Annotated in this window: 15 protein-coding genes; 7 read left to right on the forward strand and 8 right to left on the reverse strand. The window is 41.6% G+C overall.

The window, feature by feature from the left end:
• Positions 1-22: 22 nt before the first annotated feature.
• Both AN394_RS13730 and udk read right to left on the reverse strand, forming a co-directional pair.
• The gene (locus tag AN394_RS13730; protein WP_055021786.1) at positions 23-1,246 is read right to left on the reverse strand and encodes a NupC/NupG family nucleoside CNT transporter; all 1,224 of its coding nucleotides are present in this window, start codon (positions 1,244-1,246) and stop codon (positions 23-25) included.
• Positions 1,247-1,264: 18 nt separating this feature from the next.
• Positions 1,265-1,894, reverse strand: a complete 630-nt coding sequence (gene udk / locus AN394_RS13735; protein WP_054553619.1) for a uridine kinase — start codon at positions 1,892-1,894, stop codon at positions 1,265-1,267.
• Between the two features lie 191 nt (positions 1,895-2,085).
• Between udk and AN394_RS13740 the strand changes: the two genes are divergently transcribed.
• The 5 genes from AN394_RS13740 (at position 2,086) to AN394_RS13760 (ending at position 8,458) form a co-directional block, all read left to right on the forward strand.
• Positions 2,086-3,315: a phosphopentomutase gene (locus tag AN394_RS13740; protein ID WP_054563194.1), complete on the forward strand. Its 1,230-nt coding sequence runs from the start codon at positions 2,086-2,088 to the stop codon at positions 3,313-3,315.
• Positions 3,315-4,016, forward strand: coding sequence for a purine-nucleoside phosphorylase (deoD, locus tag AN394_RS13745; RefSeq protein ID WP_036972525.1), 702 nt, complete (start codon positions 3,315-3,317; stop codon positions 4,014-4,016). The genes AN394_RS13740 and deoD overlap by 1 nt, the downstream gene beginning before the upstream one ends.
• Positions 4,017-4,304: 288 nt before the next feature.
• On the forward strand, positions 4,305-6,662 hold the full coding sequence (locus AN394_RS13750; protein WP_055021787.1) for an Ig-like domain-containing protein: 2,358 nt from the start codon (positions 4,305-4,307) through the stop codon (positions 6,660-6,662).
• A gap of 165 nt (positions 6,663-6,827) precedes the next feature.
• Complete coding sequence (locus AN394_RS13755) at positions 6,828-7,568, forward strand: ferredoxin--NADP reductase (RefSeq protein ID WP_055021788.1); 741 nt, start codon at positions 6,828-6,830, stop codon at positions 7,566-7,568.
• A 71-nt stretch (positions 7,569-7,639) separates the two neighbouring features.
• Positions 7,640-8,458: a nuclear transport factor 2 family protein gene (locus AN394_RS13760; RefSeq protein WP_054563197.1), complete on the forward strand. Its 819-nt coding sequence runs from the start codon at positions 7,640-7,642 to the stop codon at positions 8,456-8,458.
• Positions 8,459-8,849: 391 nt separating this feature from the next.
• On the opposite strand, the gene AN394_RS13765 is transcribed toward AN394_RS13760, so the two are convergent.
• From AN394_RS13765 to AN394_RS13775, 3 genes are all read right to left on the reverse strand, one after another.
• Entirely contained in the window at positions 8,850-10,061 is a 1,212-nt protein-coding gene (locus tag AN394_RS13765) for a type II toxin-antitoxin system HipA family toxin (protein WP_055021789.1), read from the reverse strand.
• Entirely contained in the window at positions 10,051-10,350 is a 300-nt protein-coding gene (locus tag AN394_RS13770; RefSeq protein ID WP_054563199.1) for a helix-turn-helix transcriptional regulator, read from the reverse strand. The genes AN394_RS13765 and AN394_RS13770 overlap by 11 nt, the downstream gene beginning before the upstream one ends.
• A gap of 641 nt (positions 10,351-10,991) precedes the next feature.
• Positions 10,992-11,882 carry a TPR end-of-group domain-containing protein gene (locus AN394_RS13775; protein ID WP_054563200.1) on the reverse strand — a complete coding sequence of 297 codons (891 nt, stop codon included), beginning with the start codon at positions 11,880-11,882 and terminating at the stop codon, positions 10,992-10,994.
• A 271-nt stretch (positions 11,883-12,153) separates the two neighbouring features.
• On the opposite strand from AN394_RS13775, the gene AN394_RS13780 reads away from it, so the two are divergent.
• Positions 12,154-13,527, forward strand: coding sequence for a GAF domain-containing sensor histidine kinase (locus AN394_RS13780; protein WP_055021790.1), 1,374 nt, complete (start codon positions 12,154-12,156; stop codon positions 13,525-13,527).
• A 63-nt stretch (positions 13,528-13,590) separates the two neighbouring features.
• Here AN394_RS13780 and AN394_RS13785 read toward each other — a convergent pair whose 3' ends face one another.
• A complete protein-coding gene (locus tag AN394_RS13785) occupies positions 13,591-13,848 on the reverse strand; it encodes a hypothetical protein (protein WP_054563202.1) in 258 nt (85 codons plus the stop codon).
• A gap of 264 nt (positions 13,849-14,112) precedes the next feature.
• Here AN394_RS13785 and katG point away from each other — a divergent pair, with 264 nt between their 5' ends.
• Positions 14,113-16,290, forward strand: coding sequence for a catalase/peroxidase HPI (katG, locus tag AN394_RS13790; RefSeq protein WP_054563203.1), 2,178 nt, complete (start codon positions 14,113-14,115; stop codon positions 16,288-16,290).
• 485 nt (positions 16,291-16,775) lie between these two features.
• Here the strand turns inward: katG and AN394_RS13795 are convergent, their stop codons facing one another.
• Together AN394_RS13795 and AN394_RS13800 are read right to left on the reverse strand one after the other, a co-directional pair.
• The gene (locus tag AN394_RS13795; RefSeq protein WP_055021791.1) at positions 16,776-18,701 is read right to left on the reverse strand and encodes a hypothetical protein; all 1,926 of its coding nucleotides are present in this window, start codon (positions 18,699-18,701) and stop codon (positions 16,776-16,778) included.
• Between the two features lie 138 nt (positions 18,702-18,839).
• Positions 18,840-20,438, reverse strand: coding sequence for an ABC-F family ATPase (locus AN394_RS13800; protein WP_082422994.1), 1,599 nt, complete (start codon positions 20,436-20,438; stop codon positions 18,840-18,842).
• Between the last annotated feature and the right edge of the window lie 329 nt (positions 20,439-20,767).

Genomic DNA, 20,767 nt, shown 5'->3' on the forward strand with positions numbered 1-20,767 from the left:
TACGGCTCATCTCATTAAGTTTCTAAGCTAGCGAGAGGAAAAAACCTGCAATTGCTGCACTCATGAGGTTAGCCATAGATCCTGCTAACACTGCTCTGAGCCCTAAGCGTGCGATATCCTTTCGCCGACTAGGCGCCATACCGCCTAATCCACCTAGTAAAATTGCTATCGATGATAAGTTAGCAAACCCACATAACGCGAATGTGACAATCGCTTGTGTGTGCGCACTTAACGTATCGCGATAATTAATAAAGTCGAGGTAAGCAACGAATTCGTTAACTACCACCTTCTGACCTATAAAACTGCCTGCGATTACTGCTTCGTTCCAAGGTACACCTAATAACCATGCAACTGGAGCGAATACGTAACCTAAAATTTCTTGTAGCGTTAATGTTGGATGATCAAACCAACCACCAATACCGCCTAATAACCCATTTAGAAGTGCAATAAGTGCTACGAAAGCAAGTAACATCGCACCTACGTTCAGTGCTAGTTGCATACCGTTTGCGGCACCTGATGCAGCTGCATCAATTACGTTAACCGGCTTTTCTTCTTGTACGTCTAAATCAGCTAAATCTTCTTTTGTTGTTTCGGTCTCTGGCACAATCATTTTTGCCATTAAGAAACCACCAGGTGCCGCCATAAAGCTGGCTGCAATTAAGTATTTAAGCTCTACACCAATTGTTACGTAACCTGCCATAACAGAACCTGCTACGGTAGCCAGGCCACCTACCATTACCGCAAATAGCTCTGACTTTGTCATGCTGGCGATAAATGGTTTAACAATCAATGGTGCTTCTGTTTGGCCAACGAAAATATTGGCGGTTGCAGAAAGCGATTCTGGGCGCGAGGTTTTCAATAGCTTTTGTAAGCCACCGCCTAGAATCTTGATTATCCAATCCATCACCCCGATGTGATACAAAACAGCAACGAGTGCTGAGAAAAACACGATAACGGGTAATACTTGTATCGCAAAAATGAACCCTAAGGTATCTTGCGATGCCAGTGAGCCAAATAAGAAGCTAATCCCGTCATTGGCATAACCAATAACTGATGAGACCCCTCGTGACATACTTGCCAGTACGTTTTTGCCCACTTCAAAGAACAAGACAAAGCCACCAATTAATACTTGAAGTAAAAAGGCGATGCCCACAGTTCTTAAATTAATTGCTTTACGGTTCGTTGAAGCCGCAAAAGCAATGCCTAGTAGCACAACTATGCCTACTAAGCTCATAAATGTTGTCATACTGACTATTTCCCGTTGTTATTGTTGCAGTAAATATTTTATTTTACTTTTAATTATATCAATGGCAACGCGATTCATACCGCCGCGTGTGACTACGAGATCAGCTTTGTGCTTTGATGGCTCAATAAACTGATAAAACATAGGTCGCACTGTCGCTTGATATTGATCAACAACGGACTGTAATGTTCTGCCACGCTGCTCCATATCTCGTTGCATACGGCGCATAAGGCAGATATCTAACGGTGTATCAATAAACACCTTAATATCAAATTCTTTTCGAAGTGCCGGATCACTCAGTAGCAAAATACCTTCAACGATAAGTACTTTTGCAGGTGCTACTCGACGCGTTTCATCGCTACGGGTATGCATTGCATAGTCATAAGTTGGTACGTCTACTGATTTTCCAGCGCGCAATTGAAGTAAGTGCTCATGCAAAAGCTCATGCTCGAAAGCATCAGGATGGTCGTAATTGGTTTGCGTTCGATGGTCAAACGGCAAATGCGACTGGTCTTTGTAATAAGCATCTTCTTCGATCACTGCGATCGCGCCCGGTTCAAGCTCATTGACTAATTCGTTATAAATTGTCTTGCTAAAAAGAGACTTGCCCGACGCAGATGCGCCAGCAATAGCTATAATTGTTCGTGTCACTAAAGTTCTCGCCCACACAGAAGGAAACATTGTTAGGTAGATCACAATAGCAAAAAAGACACGATTAATCTCTTTTGCTTCGCTTAGAGATGCAAATTTATAATGTTTCTGTTTTATGAAACAGGACTTATGTCCTGTACCAAAAATTCGAAGAGCATATAAAGTATTCACATATTGATAACGAGGTACCCATGGCAAGAGCACTCATCTTAATGGCAGATAGCCTAGGAATTGGCGCAGCACCTGACGCAGAGAAGTTTGGTGACGTAGGCGCAAATACCTTTGCTCATTTACTTAAAGCCTACGCAGAAGAAACAGGTGAGCACTTATCGCTACCTAATCTTACCCGTTTAGGTTTAGCTGATGCATGCGAAGCCGCAGGTAAAGAGCCTTGTTTAGTCAGTGACCGACAAGCACCTATTGGCGCATGGGGTTACGCTAAAGAGTTATCAAGTGGCAAAGACACGCCTTCAGGGCACTGGGAAATGGCCGGTGTACCTGTGTTATTTGATTGGGGTTACTTCCCTAATACACAGCCGTGTTTTCCACAAGAATTTGTTGACGAGCTAATTGCTCGCGCTGAGATTCCTGGCATTTTAGGTAACTGTTATGCCTCAGGAACAACCATTTTAGAACAGCTAGGTGAAGAACATATGCAAACCGGTATGCCGATTTGCTACACCTCAGTTGATAGCGTGTTTCAAATAGCCGCGCACGAAGAATCATTTGGACTGGAGAAACTTTATCAGGTTTGCGAAATCGCACGGGCGCTGCTTGATGAAATGAACATAGGAAGAGTGATTGCGCGGCCATTTTTGGGTTCGAGCCGTGACGATTTTGCCCGTACAGGCAATCGTCGTGACTATTCGGTGCTGCCACCGTCGCCAACCTTGCTTGATAAATTATCGCAAGACGGCGGTGAAGTGATCAGTATTGGTAAAATTGCCGATATCTATGCGCACCAAGGCATCACCCAAAAACACAAAGCACCAGGGCTAATGAACTTACTTGAGAAAACATCAGAAGTAATAGCAAGCGCACCTGACCATAGTTTGATTTTTACAAACTTAGTTGATTTTGATGAAAAGTACGGTCATCGCCGTAATGCAGTTGGCTATGCCGAAGCATTAAAAGAGTTTGATGATTACCTACCGACTATTTTAAATCAGCTAAATAGTGATGATGTATTAATTATCACGGCCGATCACGGATGTGATCCAACAGCAGCAGGCACTGACCATACACGTGAATACGTGCCAGTACTTGCATACCAACCGGGAATGACAAACACCCCGCTTGGAGAACGAGCTAGTTTTGCAGACATAGGTCAAACCCTTGCCCAGTGGTTTAATCTTCCTGCACTTGAATACGGTGATAGTTTTAACGACAAGCTATTAGCGAACAAAAAAGGAAACCAATAATGAGTACTCCTCATATCAGCGCCAATGTAGGCGAATTTGCAGAAACGGTATTAATGCCGGGTGATCCGCTTCGCGCTCAATACATTGCTGAAAACTTTTTAGATGACGCAAAACAAGTAACAGGCGTTCGTAATATGTATGGTTTTACCGGTACCTACAAAGGTAAACCAGTGAGTATTATGGGCTCTGGGATGGGTATTCCATCAATGTCAATTTATGCCCGTGAATTGATCGTTAGTTACGGCGTTAAAAATCTAATCCGTATTGGTACCTGTGGCGGTATTGGTAGCGATATCAAAATTCGTGACGTTATCTTTGCACAAGGTGCAAGCACAGATTCAAACGTAAACCGTGCGCGAGTACGTGGTTACGACTTTGCCGCAATTGCTGATTTTGGTTTATTACTTAACGGTGTTAACGCAGCAAAAGAATTAGGTATTGAAGCGAAAGTAGGTAATGTATTTACAACAGATACATTCTACCAAGCAGATAACACATTCTATCAAGAATTAGACAAGCTAGGCGTACTTGCTGTTGATATGGAAACAGCTGGCATGTACGGCGTAGCTGCTGAATACGGCGCAAAAGCGATGGCACTATTTACTGTAAGTGACCACGTAATCACTGGTGAAGCAACACCAAGTGAAGAGCGTCAAAGCACCTTTAACGAAATGGTTAAAATTGCTTTAGAATCAATCTAAATAAGTTCCTTGGTAACGTATTCACTGAAATTTGGAAACACGCCCAAAGTGAAGTGAGACTAACCTCAAAGCCGCATTTATGCGGCTTTTTTTATAGCTGCTTATTTACCTCGCGTAAAATCCTGCCCGCATCTCGCATCTCGCATCTCGCATCTCGCCAATTTAAGCCTAAATTGTTAAAAAATAGTTGTATTCGTAAGCAATTATACTTTATTGTTAGGTTTCAGTTTTGTACCTGAAATGTAAATAATAAAAAGTAAATTTTCGGATTAAATACTAAGGAATAGTATGAAATATAAATACCTACCTCTAAGTCTCGTCTTTTCATCTTTACTTGCTGGCTGTGGTGGCAGTAGTGGTGGTAAAGAGGAACCTAAACAACAAGAATCAACAAACTCAGCACCCGTTGCAGTTATTGATACTAGTTCAACCCTTAATGGTGAAAGTGTTGCAATTAGTGTTCTGGAAAATGACACAGATAGTGATGGTGATGCGTTAACTGTTGCGCAAATATTAACGCAGCCAACTCACGGAACAGCAGCGATTTCAAATAATGAAGTGCTTTATACTCCGCTTGATGCAAACTTTGCAGGAAAAGATAGCTTTAGCTATCAAATAACAGATGGAGAAAAAACGTCACAAGCAAGCGTTGAGCTAACATTATATCAGCAGTTGACTTTACAAGGGCAAGTGGTTGATAAACCAATTGCAAATGCTGATGTCTCTCTAACAGTTAATGGCGAAACATTTGAAACTCAAGCTGATAGTAATGGCTTTTATCAGTTAGATATTAAAACGTCAGATATAACCGATATGCTTTTATTAAAGGCGATTGGTACGGCTAATGATCAACAACACGTCGAGTTAGTTAATTTATTTGGGAGTTTTGAAAATGTGATGCTTACTTCAGGTGAGGACCGCATTTATTCATATGAGCAAGGAAATAATGCCAACATCACCCACTTATCGACTGCCCACTATTTATTGGCTGAAGAACAAAATGCTGAAGACACAATAACTACCCAAGAAGCTTACGATAGTTTATCTGCACAAATATCACCAAAGGAATTATTAGATACTGCAAGTTTTATAAAACTGCTGGTCGATAATGATAACTATACAATTGCTGAAGGTACATCTTTGACTTTACTAAACACTGGTGAAGTTAAAGAGGCAATAAATGCTTACTTAGTGAGTATTGCTGCAATGGATACGCAAGGTAATCTAACCGAGCAGTATGAAGCTGATTTCACACAAGCGAAAAATGACTCCATCAGCAGTACTGATTTGGCCTTTACTGAACAAGAGCTCATTGAGCAACCACTATTCACATTTTCAGCGTACCGTAAAAAGTTAATGCCGCTATATGCAGATAAAACACTTATTTTGAATAGTGATCATCAAGGTAAAAGTATAATCGCTAACAATAACAATATTCTAGAGGCTAGTGTTGAGTGGAAAATCGAACAAGGTAAGCTTGTATTCGATTTTTCAGAAGACTCTGTTTTACTGAATTTAATTGATTTAAGTTTCAATATTGACAATGCATTAACGGAGATTTCTCAAAAATGGGGCGAAGATATCGCCATGGCAATATATGATGCTTACACTGAGGAAAAAATAAATTCATTTATTACTTTTAAAAAGTACCCACTAAAAAGAACGGTTTCTAAATTAGCCAATGATAAGTCAGGTGTTTTAGCATACATTTCTGGGGTAGATGTTGAAGAGTTAGTGATCCCGGATGCCGTTGAATGGGAAACAGATACTTTAATTTACGAAAAACCAATTGATGGAGCATTGAAAATTGTTAACGGCACCAACGATGAATTTTCATTGCTTAGTTCAGAACAGTTAGTTGGGGAGTGGTCAGTCCCATCACTGTATGCCTCAGAGGAAATTTCAGGAAGCATTCTTAATCATGAATACTTAACAATTTCAGGCGCGACAGCAACTGCGAAACACACTGGTAAATCTTATGTAGTAGAACGCTTAGAAAATAGCTTGGTTCTTTCTAGCTCTACAGAAAAAGTGACTTATACGCCGATTATGTCTGATGGTAATCGTTACTTAACCTTTGTACAGCAATGGGAAAATGGCGAGCTAATTTTTCAAGGTACAGGCTCCGTTGTTAAGGTACAAGACGATGCTGAATTGTTTTTCGAAAATATGATTACAGAGCTACCAAAGGTGTATCAACCTATGATTACAGTAATGAATCATGGTAGTGAAAGTGTATATGAAGATGACTTAATGAATATTGATTATCTAAACGCTTATCAGTTTGATTCGAACAATACTGTAAAACGGGCTATTCGTTCAGCTCATTTAATAGATGGGCCTGATAACTATTTTCACATTGGTACCGAATGGACGTGGAGCAGAACAGATAACCAAATTAAAATGGGCTATGAAAGCGACTTTGAAATGCGCTATAGATTTTGGGACGTATTAGCGTATGTTCCTGAGTCAAATTCTGCATTAGTACATGAGTTTTCTCTTTATGGTTATGATGAGGATAATAATGGTGAAATTTCTGAGGATGAAATTGAAAACTTAATTTATCCTCGCATTAACTTTATCAAACTAGAAGATCTTAGCCTTTGGGAAGCTGCATGGCAAAACACGGTTAATAAAGGCTTATAACCTAATTAATGAAACCCTATCAAAGCCGCATTTATGCGGCTTTTTTTATAGCTGCCTGTTTACCTCGCGTAAAATCCTGCCCGCATCTTGCAACCGGCCCTTAAAACTTGAAAATTCAACCAATTGTTGCCACTTTTAATAGAGGAACAATAATTGAGGATGTGTATGTCTAATTGGGTTGAAGCTAAGGTAAAAGACGTTAAATGGTGGACCGACTCATTATTTAGCTTAATCGTTAATGCCGATGTTGAGCCATTCACGGCGGGGCAGTTTACAAAGCTAGCGATGCAAGTGGGTGATAAACGTGTAGCTCGTGCATATTCTTATGTGAATGCACCGAACAATCCCGACCTCGAGTTTTATCTTATCAATGTCAAAGACGGTCAACTTTCTCAACAACTCGCACAATTAAAGCCGGGTGACTCAGTGACTATAGAGCGCCGCGCGACAGGCTTTTTTACCCTTGATGAAGTACCAAGCAGTGAGCAGCTCTATATGCTGAGTACAGGTACTGCGCTTGGGCCTTTTATTTCAATATTAGAGCAGGGCGAAGTGTGGCAAAAGTTTGAGCATGTTCATTTAGTGCATGGAGTTCGTCTTAATGAGGACTTAAGTTATCAGGAGCGCATTAAAGCACTACAGCAGCAGTTTCCAAATCTTTACTATTCGCCTGTAGTCAGCCGAGAGTCAGCCACAATCGGTTTTAATGGCCGGATCACAGACGTAATTAAAGATCATCGTTTATTTGATGTAATAGGGCGCCCAACTGTACCTGATACCGCACAATTTATGATTTGCGGTAACCCACAAATGGTAAAAGATACTACGGCTATTTTGTTAGAGCTTGGTTTTAGCCGCAACAGACGCCGTGAACCAGGGCAGATCACAGTAGAGCAATATTGGTAAAAAACTATGCCAAACAGCTAGAATTTGCTACCTTAGCGCCTCAAATCAGGAATGATGCATTTAGGAAAAGTATGAAACCGTTATTTTTTGCAATCAGTTTATTACTCTCTTGGCAGTCAATTGCAAGTGACGAAACCACCGAACAAACCCAACCTCAAACGAGCAATGAACAAAAAGCCGAAAAGAAGGACGTACCTAGCTTAGAGTTTATTGAAGAAAAGCCAGCTACAGAGCAAAAATCAGCGTCTGAAACTGAAAAAGCGACTGTAGAATCCGCTCAAGTAGAAGAAAAAGCTGAAGAAGCCGCGAAGGCAACGAGTGAAACAACCACAAGCAGCGACGAACAAAAAGCGACAGCCGCAGCCTTAAAAGCGGTTGCAGAAGTTGATGATAGCAAAGTACTCGGTACACAAACCCCTGCACCTGCAGAGCAACCAAAAACAGTTGCCGAAAAACAGCAAGCCGTTGCAGAAGCAGAAAAAGCCGTTAATCAAGCCAAAGAAGCACTAACAGCGAAGCAGCAAGAAAAAGCACGTCAGTCACGTGAATCGATGGCGGTGATTGAACAGCTGATTGCAGCTTATAATGCTCGTAACATTGATGCTTTTATTAAGATGTACGATGAAAACGTTGAGTTTTATACATTCCCGAATGAGTTGATGTTCACCGGTAAAGAAAAACTTATTGCACGATACGGCATCATGTTTAAAAAGCTAAAGTGCATTAAGTCATCGCCAATAAAACGCATTGTACTTGGCAACATCGTGATTGATCACGAACTCTCTGAAACCTGTACACAAGACCCCAAAGTCGTCGACAAGCGCTCTGAGTTCGTTACCAGCTACAAAATAGAAAATGGCAAAATAACCAAAGTGTTATTCTTCCGTTAGAAAAAAGAGCAGCTCAGCTGCTCTTTTTTTATGGGTGAAAGTTAGCAAGAGTAAAGTTAGCGAGAGTAAAGTTAGCGAGAGTAAAGTTAGCGAGGTACGAGATTCGAGGTAGCAGCGATTTTACATCGCGTCCTAGAACCCAAAGCCTAGCGCCTAATGTTTCCCCCGTAGGACTGGCTTTAGCCGGGAATTGTCTTAAGTTAGCAAGAGTAAAGGTACGAGTAACGAGATGCGAGATATGAGATATGAGATGCGAGATATGAGGTAGCAGCGATTTTACATCGCGTCCCAGCGCCTAGGATATCTAGAACCTAAAGCCTAAATCCTAGCGCCTAAATCCTAGCGCCTATGACGCGGGATAAAACGTAGGCGTGAAACTTGTTTCGCGCTATTAATCTTCATTAATTTCAGGAATTACACCTTTTAAACGGGTGATATCTTCATCACTAACGTCTGCAAAATGTTTAAAGTGAGTCGGCCAATCTTTGCAATATTCTTCAATCTCTTTAATGATGTTTTTTGCTGCTGAATTTGCTAACCCAAATCGCTTAGCCTGAGATAAAAAATTGCTTTTACTTGCATAACGCCCATCATCACCAAAGCCAAGACCATGTTGTTTTGAGTTGTTGATTGGAGTGATGTCATAGGCTGGACTTAATCGCCAATTTTTTTGTGAAAATGAATATAGGAATGCATGATTGCGAGTGTGATCATCTGTATTACCAATATACGCATTGAACACCATTCGCTTAAACAGCTCTTCAGCATCACCTGCATTTTGCATTGTTTGGTGCCTAATAAATTCAGCTAATTGACCATATGAGTAGTCATTTGAAAGATCACTCATAGCAACTTTGGGTTTTTGAAGTAAGCTATTCGCACTTAAAAAGTGGTGTGTTGGTAACCCATTACTAACATCAAACCGCTCAACAAGTAGCACATCACCGGTATGTGTTTTATGAATAAAGGTAGGAGCCGTTCGAATACCAAGCTGTTCCGCCATTTTCATTGCAGCATGTTCAGCTCTGACTAGATTGAATAAATCATCTTGGCGATTGAATTTTGCTAAGTAGAGTTTGTTGTCAATTTGGATAGAGGTCTTTGGTCTAGCTCCCCCCATGCTTTGGCCAAATTCAAATGCTTTCTTAGCTTCATCAGAAATTGTTTTATTCGCCAGCAAGTCATCTTTAGCTTGGTCTAGCAAGGCTAAATCAGACAAGGTGTTTTTGTTAGTTTTATGCTTTGAGGCACTTCGCGAGAGACTAAAAACAAGAGCTCCTACGCCATACCCAGACCCGGCTAATAAAAATTCTAACTCGTTTTTGGGTTTTGTAGTATGAAGTGAAAGAATTAACTTGCGCCCCCACGAGTCGGCTCCTGCATCACTCAATACGCCAAATACACCTCTGTTTGCACTGTAATTGAAAATCCCCGACTTTAATGGCAGATGTATTGGATCTAGAGCAAAAGCATCGCTTCGGGCTAAATAGCTCTTACCATAGTTGAACTCACCTCGACCTGATTGATTATCTAATTTAAAGTAACCACAGATAACGGGTTTTTCTTCTAAACCATCTATAAAAACATAGCACTCAGAAGTCATCATTGATTTCCTGTGGTGAATTTCGTTTGCGCTGGCGAGCATTGTATCCACCTACGTCGGCCGCTAATTCATTTATTTCATCAAGAAGCGATCCCTGTAAGTTAAGTACAACCAGCGCTTCAAAAAGAATGTCACTTTTCACAACATCACCTTGCTCTAACTTTTGTACAGTCGAACGTGATACCCCAATCATTTTCGCAAATGTACTTTGCGTATAATGAAGTGTTCGGTGCTGGCGTATCAAATCTCCCAGCTTTTGTGCCATTTTTGTAGCCTGTTCAGAACGCATATTGATTACTTTTATAATCATTAGATGTTTAATGATTAGTTTAGCGGTATTTAATGTTTTTGCAATAGAGGGGAATAAAGTTACAAGTTAGCGAGTTTCAAGGGGAAAGGAGAAAGTTACGAGATGCGAGATGTAGGAGGCGTTTTAACGCCGAACAAGTAGAAGCGATTTTACATCGCGACCTAGAACCCAGAGCCTAAAGCCTAACGCCTAATGTTTCCCCGGTAGGACTGGCTTTAGCCGGGAATTGTCTTAAGTTAGCGAGTTACAAGGAAAGGTGCGAGGTACGAGATATGAGGTAGCAGCGATTTTACATCGCGACCTAGAACCCAGAGTCTAACGCTTATGACGCGGGATAAACCTGCTGCTACATGTAGGCGTGAAACTTGTTTCGCGCGTCTGTTCGCTCTTTTCTACGTTCAATTCGGCACTAAAGTACCTCCTACAATGCCTCGAACAAGGTTTTCATTGCAGAGAAAAACACTCGAACTAACCAACCCCGCAGTTCGGCTGATATCTAATATCTGACCTCTAAAGGCTAAAAGCCAGCGATTTCACATCGCGTCCTAGCGCCTAGGACCTAAATCCTAAACCCTAGCACCTGATGACGCGGGATAAACCCGCTGCTACATGGGGTTCGGCTATGCCGTTTCGTTTAGCAACGAATTAAAGCTGTCGTTGTCGTGTAGGCTGGCAAACGCGCTTTCGTGTAATAGCTCGTTACGTAGGTTAGGAGAATACTCAAGGGCCATACGAATATCAGCCATTGCATCGGCGTGTTTGTGCAGTAACGCATAGGCACAAGCACGTTGCCAGTATGCGTAGCCGTAGTCGCTATCAATTTCTAATGCTTGATTACAAAGCTCGATAGCTTCACCTGTTTCGTTAATTTCTAACAGTGCATCTGCTTTATAGGCAATGGCTTCTACGTCTTCTGGTTTACGTTTTAAGATCTCGTCAAAAATCTCAATCTTATTCGCAACGTCGCTTTCTAAATTGGCACGCATCCATAAAGAATGAACTTCATTAGTGATTGAGATCTTTTGTTGGTTTAATAAGATCTCTTCAGATCGCTCACGTAGCTTTTCTTCAAGTACTTTTAGGCGCTCTTCGTATTCTTGTGTAATCGCACTAACACGTGAGTTTACTATGTCTTCTACTTTGTTTTTCACATCACGCAGTGAATTCCAACCAACTAAAACCAAAATTGAAGCAGTAATCGTAATAATGAAAAACACATTATTAATGGTGTCTGTTGTATAAGTTAATGCTCGATCGGCAGTATCTAGTTGCGTATGAGCAACTTGTTTTGTCACATCTTCGCGCAGTTTTTGTTGGTCTTGGCGCACAGATTTTAATTCATCAAGAATATAGCGCTCTAACAATGGCTTATACATAGGTTCTTGAAGCTTATCGAGAGCTTGTTGTTGCTCTGCTTCGGTTAAAGCAGGGCGGTTTTCTGGCTCATTTTGAGCTGCTGCAAATGTACTAAAGCTCATTAAAAAAGTGATTAAAATTAAGGTATAACGCATGACATATTAATTTTTAGTGATTTCTGAGGTAACTGTAACATGCGTGAGCATTGTGGACTAGGCAAAAAAAAGCCAGCTCGGGGGAGAGCTGGCCAAACTGCTTAAACAACATAAAGTCGTAAGGGGTATCAACAGGAGTTAGGTACAATATACCCATTTTAATCTGAACAACTACTTAATACTTAATGAGTTTTTAAAAACTTATATTCGTTCTGTCAGAATCACAATGTTCGTCTAGACTTAAGGAGTCGTAAAACTAAAAGGTGAGAGTATGCGCCAACAACTAGTCCAACTGCTGTATGGAGTATCGATTTCTTCTGATCTTGATAGTGGCAATGTTGAATTAGCTGAACGCTTAATTCTGAATGCTGTACTTGATGGCCTAGAAATTGGCCGAGCTGGGATCTGGCTGTTAAACGCCGAAAATACGGCGATTGAATGCCGTTTATTACTTGATAGAGAAAACGGCAAAGAAATTCAAATGTTAGTGCTCCCTCGTGATGCATATCCTGCCTATTTTAAAGCGCTCGACACCCAACGTACGATTACCGCAGTAGATGCTCATACCGACCCTGCCACCTTTGAATTTAGCGAAAGTTACTTAACACCTCTTAACATAGGTGCAATGCTCGATGCGCCAATTCGCTATAAAGGAAAAATGATCGGAATATTTTGCTGTGAGCATATAGGTGGCAAGCGGCAATGGACAGAAGATGAATGCTCATTCATCGGTGCTTTGGCAGATCTTTATGGCAGAGCGCTCTCGGCACAAGAAAACGAACGTATCAATGCTGAACTTGAGCGTGCCAATCAGCATCTAGAACAACGTGTTGCAGAACGAACTCGTACGCTTGAAAAAACCTTATCTGAACTGACTGCGATGCAAGAAAAACTCATTGAAGCCGAAAAAATGGCTTCACTAGGTAACCTTGTTGCGGGGATTGCTCATGAGGTAAATACGCCGATTGGCATAGCTGTCACAGCAAATAGCTCAGCAAAAGATAAGCTAAACACGCTTAATAAGCACATAGATTCAAATACCTTAACAAAAGCGGCCTTACTTGAAGGCATGAATCATTTAAACGAGTGTATCAAAATATCGTTTACCAACCTTGAGCGGGCCGCAAAGCTCATAAGCGACTTTAAACAAACGGCGGTTGATCAATCATCGCTTAATTTACTCGAAACCAACATTAAAGATTACTTTGAAAATATCTTACATAGCTTAATGCCACTTACACGTAGTCATAGTGTTGAAGTAAACATCAACTGTGTTGATGACTTTTCGCTTATAACCGTGCCGGGGGCGCTTAGCCAAATATTCTTAAATCTTGTAAATAACAGCTGTGTGCACGGATTTGTTGGCCGTGAGCAAAACCGCATAGATATCGCTGTAAGTATCGATAACGACACCAATAGTTACACCATAACCTATAAAGACAACGGTCATGGCATGACCGAAGATGTAATGTACAAGGTATTTGAGCCATTTTTCACTACCAAGCGAGGTAATGGTGGCAGTGGTTTAGGTATGTCGATAGTTTATAACCTTGCAACGCAAGCGCTGCAAGGCGAAGTGAGCATCGATAGTAAACCTGATAACGGCGTTACTGTCACCTTCAAATTGCCGCAAAAACTCACATAACTAATTAATATTTATACAAGTTGTTGTCTAAATAATCTGGTGACTGGGTAATAAAATTAAAAATTAATCAGTTTGCTTAGCAAGGCAAGAAATATCAGTGCATTTGTTGTCTTTGCAAAACTGTTTGATACGTTTTTTAGAATATAAATAATTTATGCTTAAAGGTGTGATTAACAGTGCCAGCCAAAACAACACCGAACTTCTAAAGGTTAGCCCCACAAGCGAAGCAACTACCAGCCCCGTTAACATTAAAATAGGTAAATTGGCGATAAAAAAGTTAATGCTTAGTTGTCTAGCAACGTCAGGATTAATAGTTTTCATAAGGGCTACTCGCTGTTAAAAAATACCCTTATAAAATGGACGGTTTTACAAAATGAATCAAATCAGATTTTTCTATCGGTGCAATCGATTTAAAACCATGATCTAGATCTAGCTTTATTTATATACAACTCCTATAGTTTTAAACAACAGGAACTTATTAGCTATTAGTTATTCATAACTATTAGAAAATCTCTCTTTATGACGAAAGGGATAAAAGCGACTTTTTAGCGTTTCGTCATATTTTTAGCTTATGAGGAGCATATAATGAGTAATGGAAAAACGGGCCAATGCCCGGTTATGCATGGTAGTAACACTGTCACCGCTCAATCAAATACTGACTGGTGGCCAAACGCGCTCAATTTCGACATTCTTCATCAACACGACAGCAAAACGAATCCTTACGGCAAAGACTTTAATTACGCAGAAGCTTTCAAATCTCTTGACCTTGAAGCCGTTAAAACCGATTTAAAAAATCTAATGACCGAAAGCCAAGAATGGTGGCCAGCTGACTGGGGCCATTACGGTGGTTTAATGATCCGTATGGCATGGCACTCAGCGGGTTCATACCGTTTAGAAGATGGCCGTGGTGGCGGTGGTACAGGTAACCAACGTTTTGCGCCATTAAATTCGTGGCCAGATAACGCTAACTTAGACAAAGCACGTCGCTTACTTTGGCCAATCAAAAAGAAATACGGTAACAAGCTTTCTTGGGCAGATTTAATGATCTTAGCCGGTAATATGGCATATGAATCAATGGGTTTAAAAACCTTTGGCTTTGCCGGTGGCCGCGAAGATATTTGGCACCCAGAAAAAGACGTTTACTGGGGCGCTGAAAAAGAATGGTTAGCACCTAGTGATGAGCGCTATTCAAATGTAGCTAAACCAGACACCATGGAAAACCCATTGGCAGCGGTACAAATGGGCTTAATTTATGTAAACCCAGAAGGGGTGAATGGTAACCCAGACCCGCTTAAAACGGCAGAACAAGTTCGCGAAACATTTGCCCGTATGGCAATGGATGACGAAGAAACTGCAGCGCTTACAGTCGGTGGCCACACTGTGGGTAAAACTCATGGTAATGGTAGTGAAGAAAACGTAGGCCCTGAGCCAGAAGCAGCTGATGTATTTGAGCAAGGCCTTGGCTGGAACAACCACAATTCACGTGGTATTGGTCGCGATACCATGACGTCGGGCATCGAAGGCGCATGGACAACTCACCCAACTAAGTGGGATAACGGCTATTGCTACTTACTGCTTAACTACGAGTGGGAACTTAAGAAGAGCCCGGCAGGTGCGTGGCAGTGGGAGCCAATCGATATTAAAGAAGAAGACAAACCAGTTGATGTAGAAGATCCATCAATTCGTTTAAATCCTATTATGACCGACGCCGATATGGCGATGAAGATGGACCCAACCTATCGTAAGATTATCGAGCGTTTTAACGATGATTTTGAATACTTTAGTGATGTGTTTGCACGTGCATGGTTCAAACTAACGCACCGTGACCTAGGTCCTAAATCACGTTATTTAGGTGCCGATGTACCAAGCGAAGATCTGATCTGGCAAGATCCGATCCCAGCGGTGGATTACACCTTATCAGACAGCGAAATTAGCGAGCTTAAAACCAAGCTACTTAACTGTGGTGTAAGTCAAGCAGACTTAATTGCAACAGCATGGGATAGCGCCCGTACTTACCGTGGTTCAGACCATCGCGGTGGTGCAAATGGTGCACGTATTCGCCTAGCACCGCAAAAAGATTGGCAAGGTAACGAGCCTGAGCGTTTAGCTAAAGTATTAAGCGCACTTGAATCAGTACAAGCGGGTTTAAGTAAACCAGTAAGCCTCGCTGATTTAATTGTACTTGGTGGCTCAGCAGCGGTTGAACAAGCAGCAAAAGCAGCGGGTGTTGATATAACCGTGCCATTTGCGCCTGGCCGTGGTGATGCTACAGACGAGATGACAGATGCAGACTCGTTCGACGTGCTTGAGCCAATTCATGATGGATTCCGTAACTGGCTCAAAAAAGACTATGCGGTTTCAGCAGAAGAGCTAATGTTAGAGCGTACGCAATTAATGGGCTTAACAGCACCAGAAATGACCGCTCTTGTTGGTGGCATGCGTGTTCTTGGTACTAATCATAACGGTACTTTACACGGTGTATTTACAGATAACGTAGGCACACTCAGTACTGACTTTTTCGTTAACCTAACCGATATGGCTAATACGTGGAAACCACTAGGTAAAGGCTATTACGACATCATTGATCGCAGCACAGGTGTAACTAAATGGACAGCAACACGCGTTGATTTAGTGTTTGGTTCAAACTCAATCCTACGCTCATACGCAGAGTTTTACGCGCAAGACGACAACAACGAACGTTTTGTAAAAGACTTTGTCGACGCATGGGTGAAAGTAATGAACGCCGACCGCTTCGATATTTAATCTAAAATTCCGTTAAGTACAAAGGCCACACAGTTTAACTGTGTGGCCTTTTTTGTTAGTTACTAGTTACGAGGGGAAAGAGTAAAGTTACGAGGTAAGAGATGCGAGATTCGAGGTGGCAGCGATTTTACATCGCGTCCTAGAACCCAGAACCTCGCTGATGACGCGGGATAAACCCGCTGCTACACGTAGGCGTGAAACTTGTTTCGCGCGTCTGATCGCTGAAGGCTGACAGCTGACCGATTCTATATGTTGGGTGTCGCTCCGCTCGACCCAACTTACCTGGAAAGTGAAAAGGTCGAATGCTGAGAAGGACACTCGACCTAAATAACCCCACAGATCTGCTGACATCTAACATCTGACCTCTATCGACTAAAAGCCTGCGATTTTACATCGCGTCCTAGTGCCTAGAACCTAGCACCTAATGTCTTCACCGTAGGCGTGAAACTTGTTTCGCGCGTCTGACCTGAAGGCTGAAAGCTCTTTTACTTCTCAACCCCAAACCAATAACTATTTTGAAAAATACTCTCTTTTAACTCTCTTTCACTATAAGCATACGTGCTTTGCCAAAACAGACGATCAAAAAGGTACTTATCACCTTCTTTAGCAAGAATTTTAAAATTGAGTAATGATGAATAGGCAACTTCTTGATTTGCTAACACTTCATTTTTACAGCTAGCATAATCAACTGCACCTGGGCACTGTGACATCATTGCAAAGCTAATGCTGTTATCAGCTTCTAATTGCCAATAACTACTTGGCGTAAAGTTAGCTCTGTTTTCTAGGCCATATTGGTCAGCATAATAGAAGCTGCCTTTACCATCATCATTTATATACCAGTATATCTTCTGGTTGCCGCTAGTATAGCCTTGACGTAAGTAACTAAATAGCTGCTTATAGTCATCAAGTGTGATGGTTGAATCATCAATCACTTCCATAAATTCATACCCTAAGCGAGCTTGGCGTTCGTCTTTATTTCGTTCGCGCGCCATGATCATTTTGCCATCAGGCTGAGTGAAAAATTGTAAGCTAGTATCTAGGCCATTGCCTGTTACTTTAACTGTTTCGCCATTATTGTCTAAGTCGTAATGCCACTTAAACGAGTCAGTATTTTCAGGCGTATTAAATGTTACCGTTGCAGTATCGGCGGCAGTGATGGTGAAAAATGTTGGTAAATAGCGGAACGTTAGGCCTTCACCTGTATCTGAATTTTTGTTATTCAAACGGCCTGTATATGATTTGCCTACTGTAAGCTCAGGAACCGCAATAGGAGTAAGTTTGCGCAGTGTGCTAATCGTTGTTTTTACTTGCAATGCTTCAGCAAGTTCGGCTGACTCATTAATATAATTCTGAGCACTTTCATCTTGATAAGTTAGAGCATGACGTAGTTTTAGCACTAAAAAGTCATCAAATTGGGCAATGACTTCTGCATCAACAAGATCAAGATCAAATGCGACATCTACCTCATGACCAAGGTTACTAAATTGTTTTGTGTTTTGAGTTACAACTAATGTATCACTCTCAATTTTTAATGTTTTGCCATCTAACGTTGCCGAAAATTCAGCATGAGGGAATGACGTAGTATTTCCTGAAGCCGTCGGAATAAAGCTTGCTAAAGGTACTTCAAAGTAACTTTCTTCACCTGCTGCACTTAAAAAATTAACTGAGTGGAATGAGCTTTGCTCTACATCAGCGTAGTACGCAGAACTAAACTCTGTATTTGATTTATAAAGGGTAACGACTTCGCCTTTATCGGTTGAAACATTAAAAAGCTCAACACGAATAGCATCATCGCGCTTAGCCAACACTTCCATTTCAAGAAGGGCTTGTTGATTACATTCTTGCAAGCAATCAATCGCTTGGGTATTTAATGCAATCACATCAGGGTTCGACCAATCAAAACGGCTTAGCTCACCATTTTGAGCAATTACCCCGACACCTTCAGTAGCAAATACCAGCTCTACGCTACCATCGCTTGATTGCCAATTACCCATCACTTCGCTATTGCTAAGCTCAATAGGTTGCCATGCAGCACGATTCTCGGCGACATTAACGGTTAGGGTATATTGATTACTCGCTTTACCGTCAGACACTTCCACAGTAAAAGCGTGGTTAGCTACTTCGAATAAGCTCGGCTCTGCACTAAAAGTTACTTGATTACTGCTGGTGGTTACAGTCAGCCACTCTGGTTTATCAATAATCGTTGTTGTCACACTGTCGTTTTGCTCATCTTTTAAATCAACAACTAAATTAGTTGATTCAAGCGCTTTGGCTGAGAGAGTGAGTGAGCCAGAAAGCGTCGGTGCAGTATTTTGCTCTACTTTTACATCTGGCGTTTTATCTGTTGATGAACCGCCACCACAGGCTGTTAGAGCCAGAGTAAGTGCCGATACGCTGAGAAGTTTTTTCATTTAGGTCCCTTAAATTTATTGTTCTATTGAAGTCAAAGAAATTTAAGTTACCTAAAACGGGTAATTCAGTAAAGTGAATATGTAACTGAACGTAAACAAAAAAGGTGAGCTAACTTGCTCACCTTTTCTTGGAAGGGCTTATTGCGCTTGTTGCGCAACATGGTCCATATATTCGTCAAACGTGCCCTGAAAATCGATAAGCTGTTGATCTTTAATATCGATGATACGAGTCGCTAAAGACGATACAAACTCACGGTCGTGGCTTACAAAAATCAGCGTGCCTTGGTAATCTTTTAATGCATTATTGAGTGCTTCAATGGCTTCCATATCCATGTGGTTAGTTGGCTCGTCCATAATGAGCACGTTGATGTCTTGCATCATTAACTTACCAAACAATAGGCGGTTCTTTTCACCACCCGAGCAATTACGGGCTTTTTTGTTAGCGTCATCTGCGGTGAATAATAAACGGCCTAACATAGCACGCACCATTAAATCGTTGTGCTTAGCGGTGCGCCACTGCGACATCCAATCAAATAAAGTTAAGTCGTTATCAAAGTCTTTACTGCTGTCTTGCGGGCAATAACCAATGCTGGCATTTTCAGACCACTTAACCACACCTTCGTTACTTTGTAATTCATTCACTAGGCAACGTAATAGGGTGGTTTTACCAACACCGTTTTCACCAATAACTGCAAGCTTAGCGCCGGCTTCAAGTAATAACTCACCACCGCTGAACAGAGTTTCGCCATCAAAGCCATGACCTAGCTTAGTAAGCTCTAGTGCTTGGCGATACATCTGTTTGCCTTCGTCAAAACGAAGTGATGGGCTAATACGGCTTGATGATTTTACCTCATCAAGCTTAATTTTATCCATGCGCTTAGCACGAGAGCTCGCTAGTTTTGCTTTTGATGCGTTAGCACCAAAACGGTTTACGAACTCTTGTAGCTCGTCAATTTCGGCGCTCTTCTTTGCGTTTTCAGCAAGTAGCTGTTCGCGTTGCAAGCTTGAAGCTTCGATCCACTTTTCGTAGTTACCTGGGTAAATTCTTAGCTCACCGTAATCGATATCGGCCATGTGTGTACACACCGAGTTTAAGAAGTGACGGTCGTGCGAGATGATAATCATAGTACACTTACGCTGGTTAAGCTCGTTAGCTAGCCATGTAATGGTGTGAATATCAAGGTTATTGGTTGGCTCATCAAGCAGCAAAATATCAGGGTTTGCAAATAGCGCTTGTGCTAACAGCACACGAAGTTTCCAGCCCGGCGCAACGTTTGCCATTAAGCCATAATGAAACTCTTGCTCAATACCCGCTTGGATCAAAATTTCTTCCGCACGGCTTTCTGCTGTGTAGCCATCCATTTCGGCAAAAATGCTTTCAAGCTCAGCGACTTTCATGCCGTCTTCTTCACTCATTTCTGGCAGTGAGTAGATACGGTCGCGCTCTTGTTTAACTTTCCATAGTTCTGCATCACCCATGATCACCGCATCAACCACAGTGTATTGCTCAAATGCAAACTGATCTTGGCTTAGCGTGCCTAGCTTTAAACCCGGTGCAATCGACACATTGCCAGACGTTGGCACAAGCGCACCACTTAGAATTTTCATAAAGGTCGATTTGCCGCAGCCATTCGCACCAATTAAACCATAGCGGTTACCGTTACCAAACTTAGCTGAAATGTTCTCAAACAGAGGCTCTGCACCAAATTGCATGGTGATATTTGCGGTTGAAATCAACGAATTGTTCCTAGAAAAATACTGACAGGGTTATGGGCGCAGCAACTGCGAAAATAAACAAGCAATAGGGTAAATAATAGGCCGCGGATTATACAGATCAGCCCCTAATAACGCTATTAAAAAAGGAAAGTTTCAAGTTACGAGGGGAAAGAGTAAAGGGGAAAGGTGCGAGATGCGAGGTGCGAGATTCGAGTCTGTAGCAGCGATTTAACATCGCGTCCTAGAACCTAGAACCCAGATCCTAGCGCCTATGTTTCATTCGTAGGCGTGAAACTTGTTTCGCGCGTCTGACCGCTGAAGACTGAAAGCTCTTTTTATGTTCGATTCGG

Source organism: Pseudoalteromonas sp. P1-26, from assembly GCF_001401795.1.
Taxonomy (GTDB): domain Bacteria; phylum Pseudomonadota; class Gammaproteobacteria; order Enterobacterales; family Alteromonadaceae; genus Pseudoalteromonas.

Bases quoted from the DNA above. Each gene is read 5' to 3' on its own strand.
- AN394_RS13780 (WP_055021790.1), top strand. From the start codon at position 12,154: ATGCGCCAACAACTAGTCCAACTGCTGTATGGAGTATCGATTTCTTCT.
- AN394_RS13755 (WP_055021788.1), top strand. From the start codon at position 6,828: ATGTCTAATTGGGTTGAAGCTAAGGTAAAAGACGTTAAATGGTGGACC.
- AN394_RS13770 (WP_054563199.1), bottom strand. From the start codon at position 10,350: ATGCGTTCTGAACAGGCTACAAAAATGGCACAAAAGCTGGGAGATTTG.
- AN394_RS13750 (WP_055021787.1), top strand. From the start codon at position 4,305: ATGAAATATAAATACCTACCTCTAAGTCTCGTCTTTTCATCTTTACTT.
- AN394_RS13765 (WP_055021789.1), bottom strand. From the start codon at position 10,061: ATGACTTCTGAGTGCTATGTTTTTATAGATGGTTTAGAAGAAAAACCC.
- AN394_RS13740 (WP_054563194.1), top strand. From the start codon at position 2,086: ATGGCAAGAGCACTCATCTTAATGGCAGATAGCCTAGGAATTGGCGCA.
- AN394_RS13730 (WP_055021786.1), bottom strand. From the start codon at position 1,246: ATGACAACATTTATGAGCTTAGTAGGCATAGTTGTGCTACTAGGCATT.
- AN394_RS13760 (WP_054563197.1), top strand. From the start codon at position 7,640: ATGAAACCGTTATTTTTTGCAATCAGTTTATTACTCTCTTGGCAGTCA.
- AN394_RS13775 (WP_054563200.1), bottom strand. From the start codon at position 11,882: ATGCGTTATACCTTAATTTTAATCACTTTTTTAATGAGCTTTAGTACA.
- katG (WP_054563203.1), top strand. From the start codon at position 14,113: ATGAGTAATGGAAAAACGGGCCAATGCCCGGTTATGCATGGTAGTAAC.
- AN394_RS13785 (WP_054563202.1), bottom strand. From the start codon at position 13,848: ATGAAAACTATTAATCCTGACGTTGCTAGACAACTAAGCATTAACTTT.
- deoD (WP_036972525.1), top strand. From the start codon at position 3,315: ATGAGTACTCCTCATATCAGCGCCAATGTAGGCGAATTTGCAGAAACG.
- AN394_RS13795 (WP_055021791.1), bottom strand. From the start codon at position 18,701: ATGAAAAAACTTCTCAGCGTATCGGCACTTACTCTGGCTCTAACAGCC.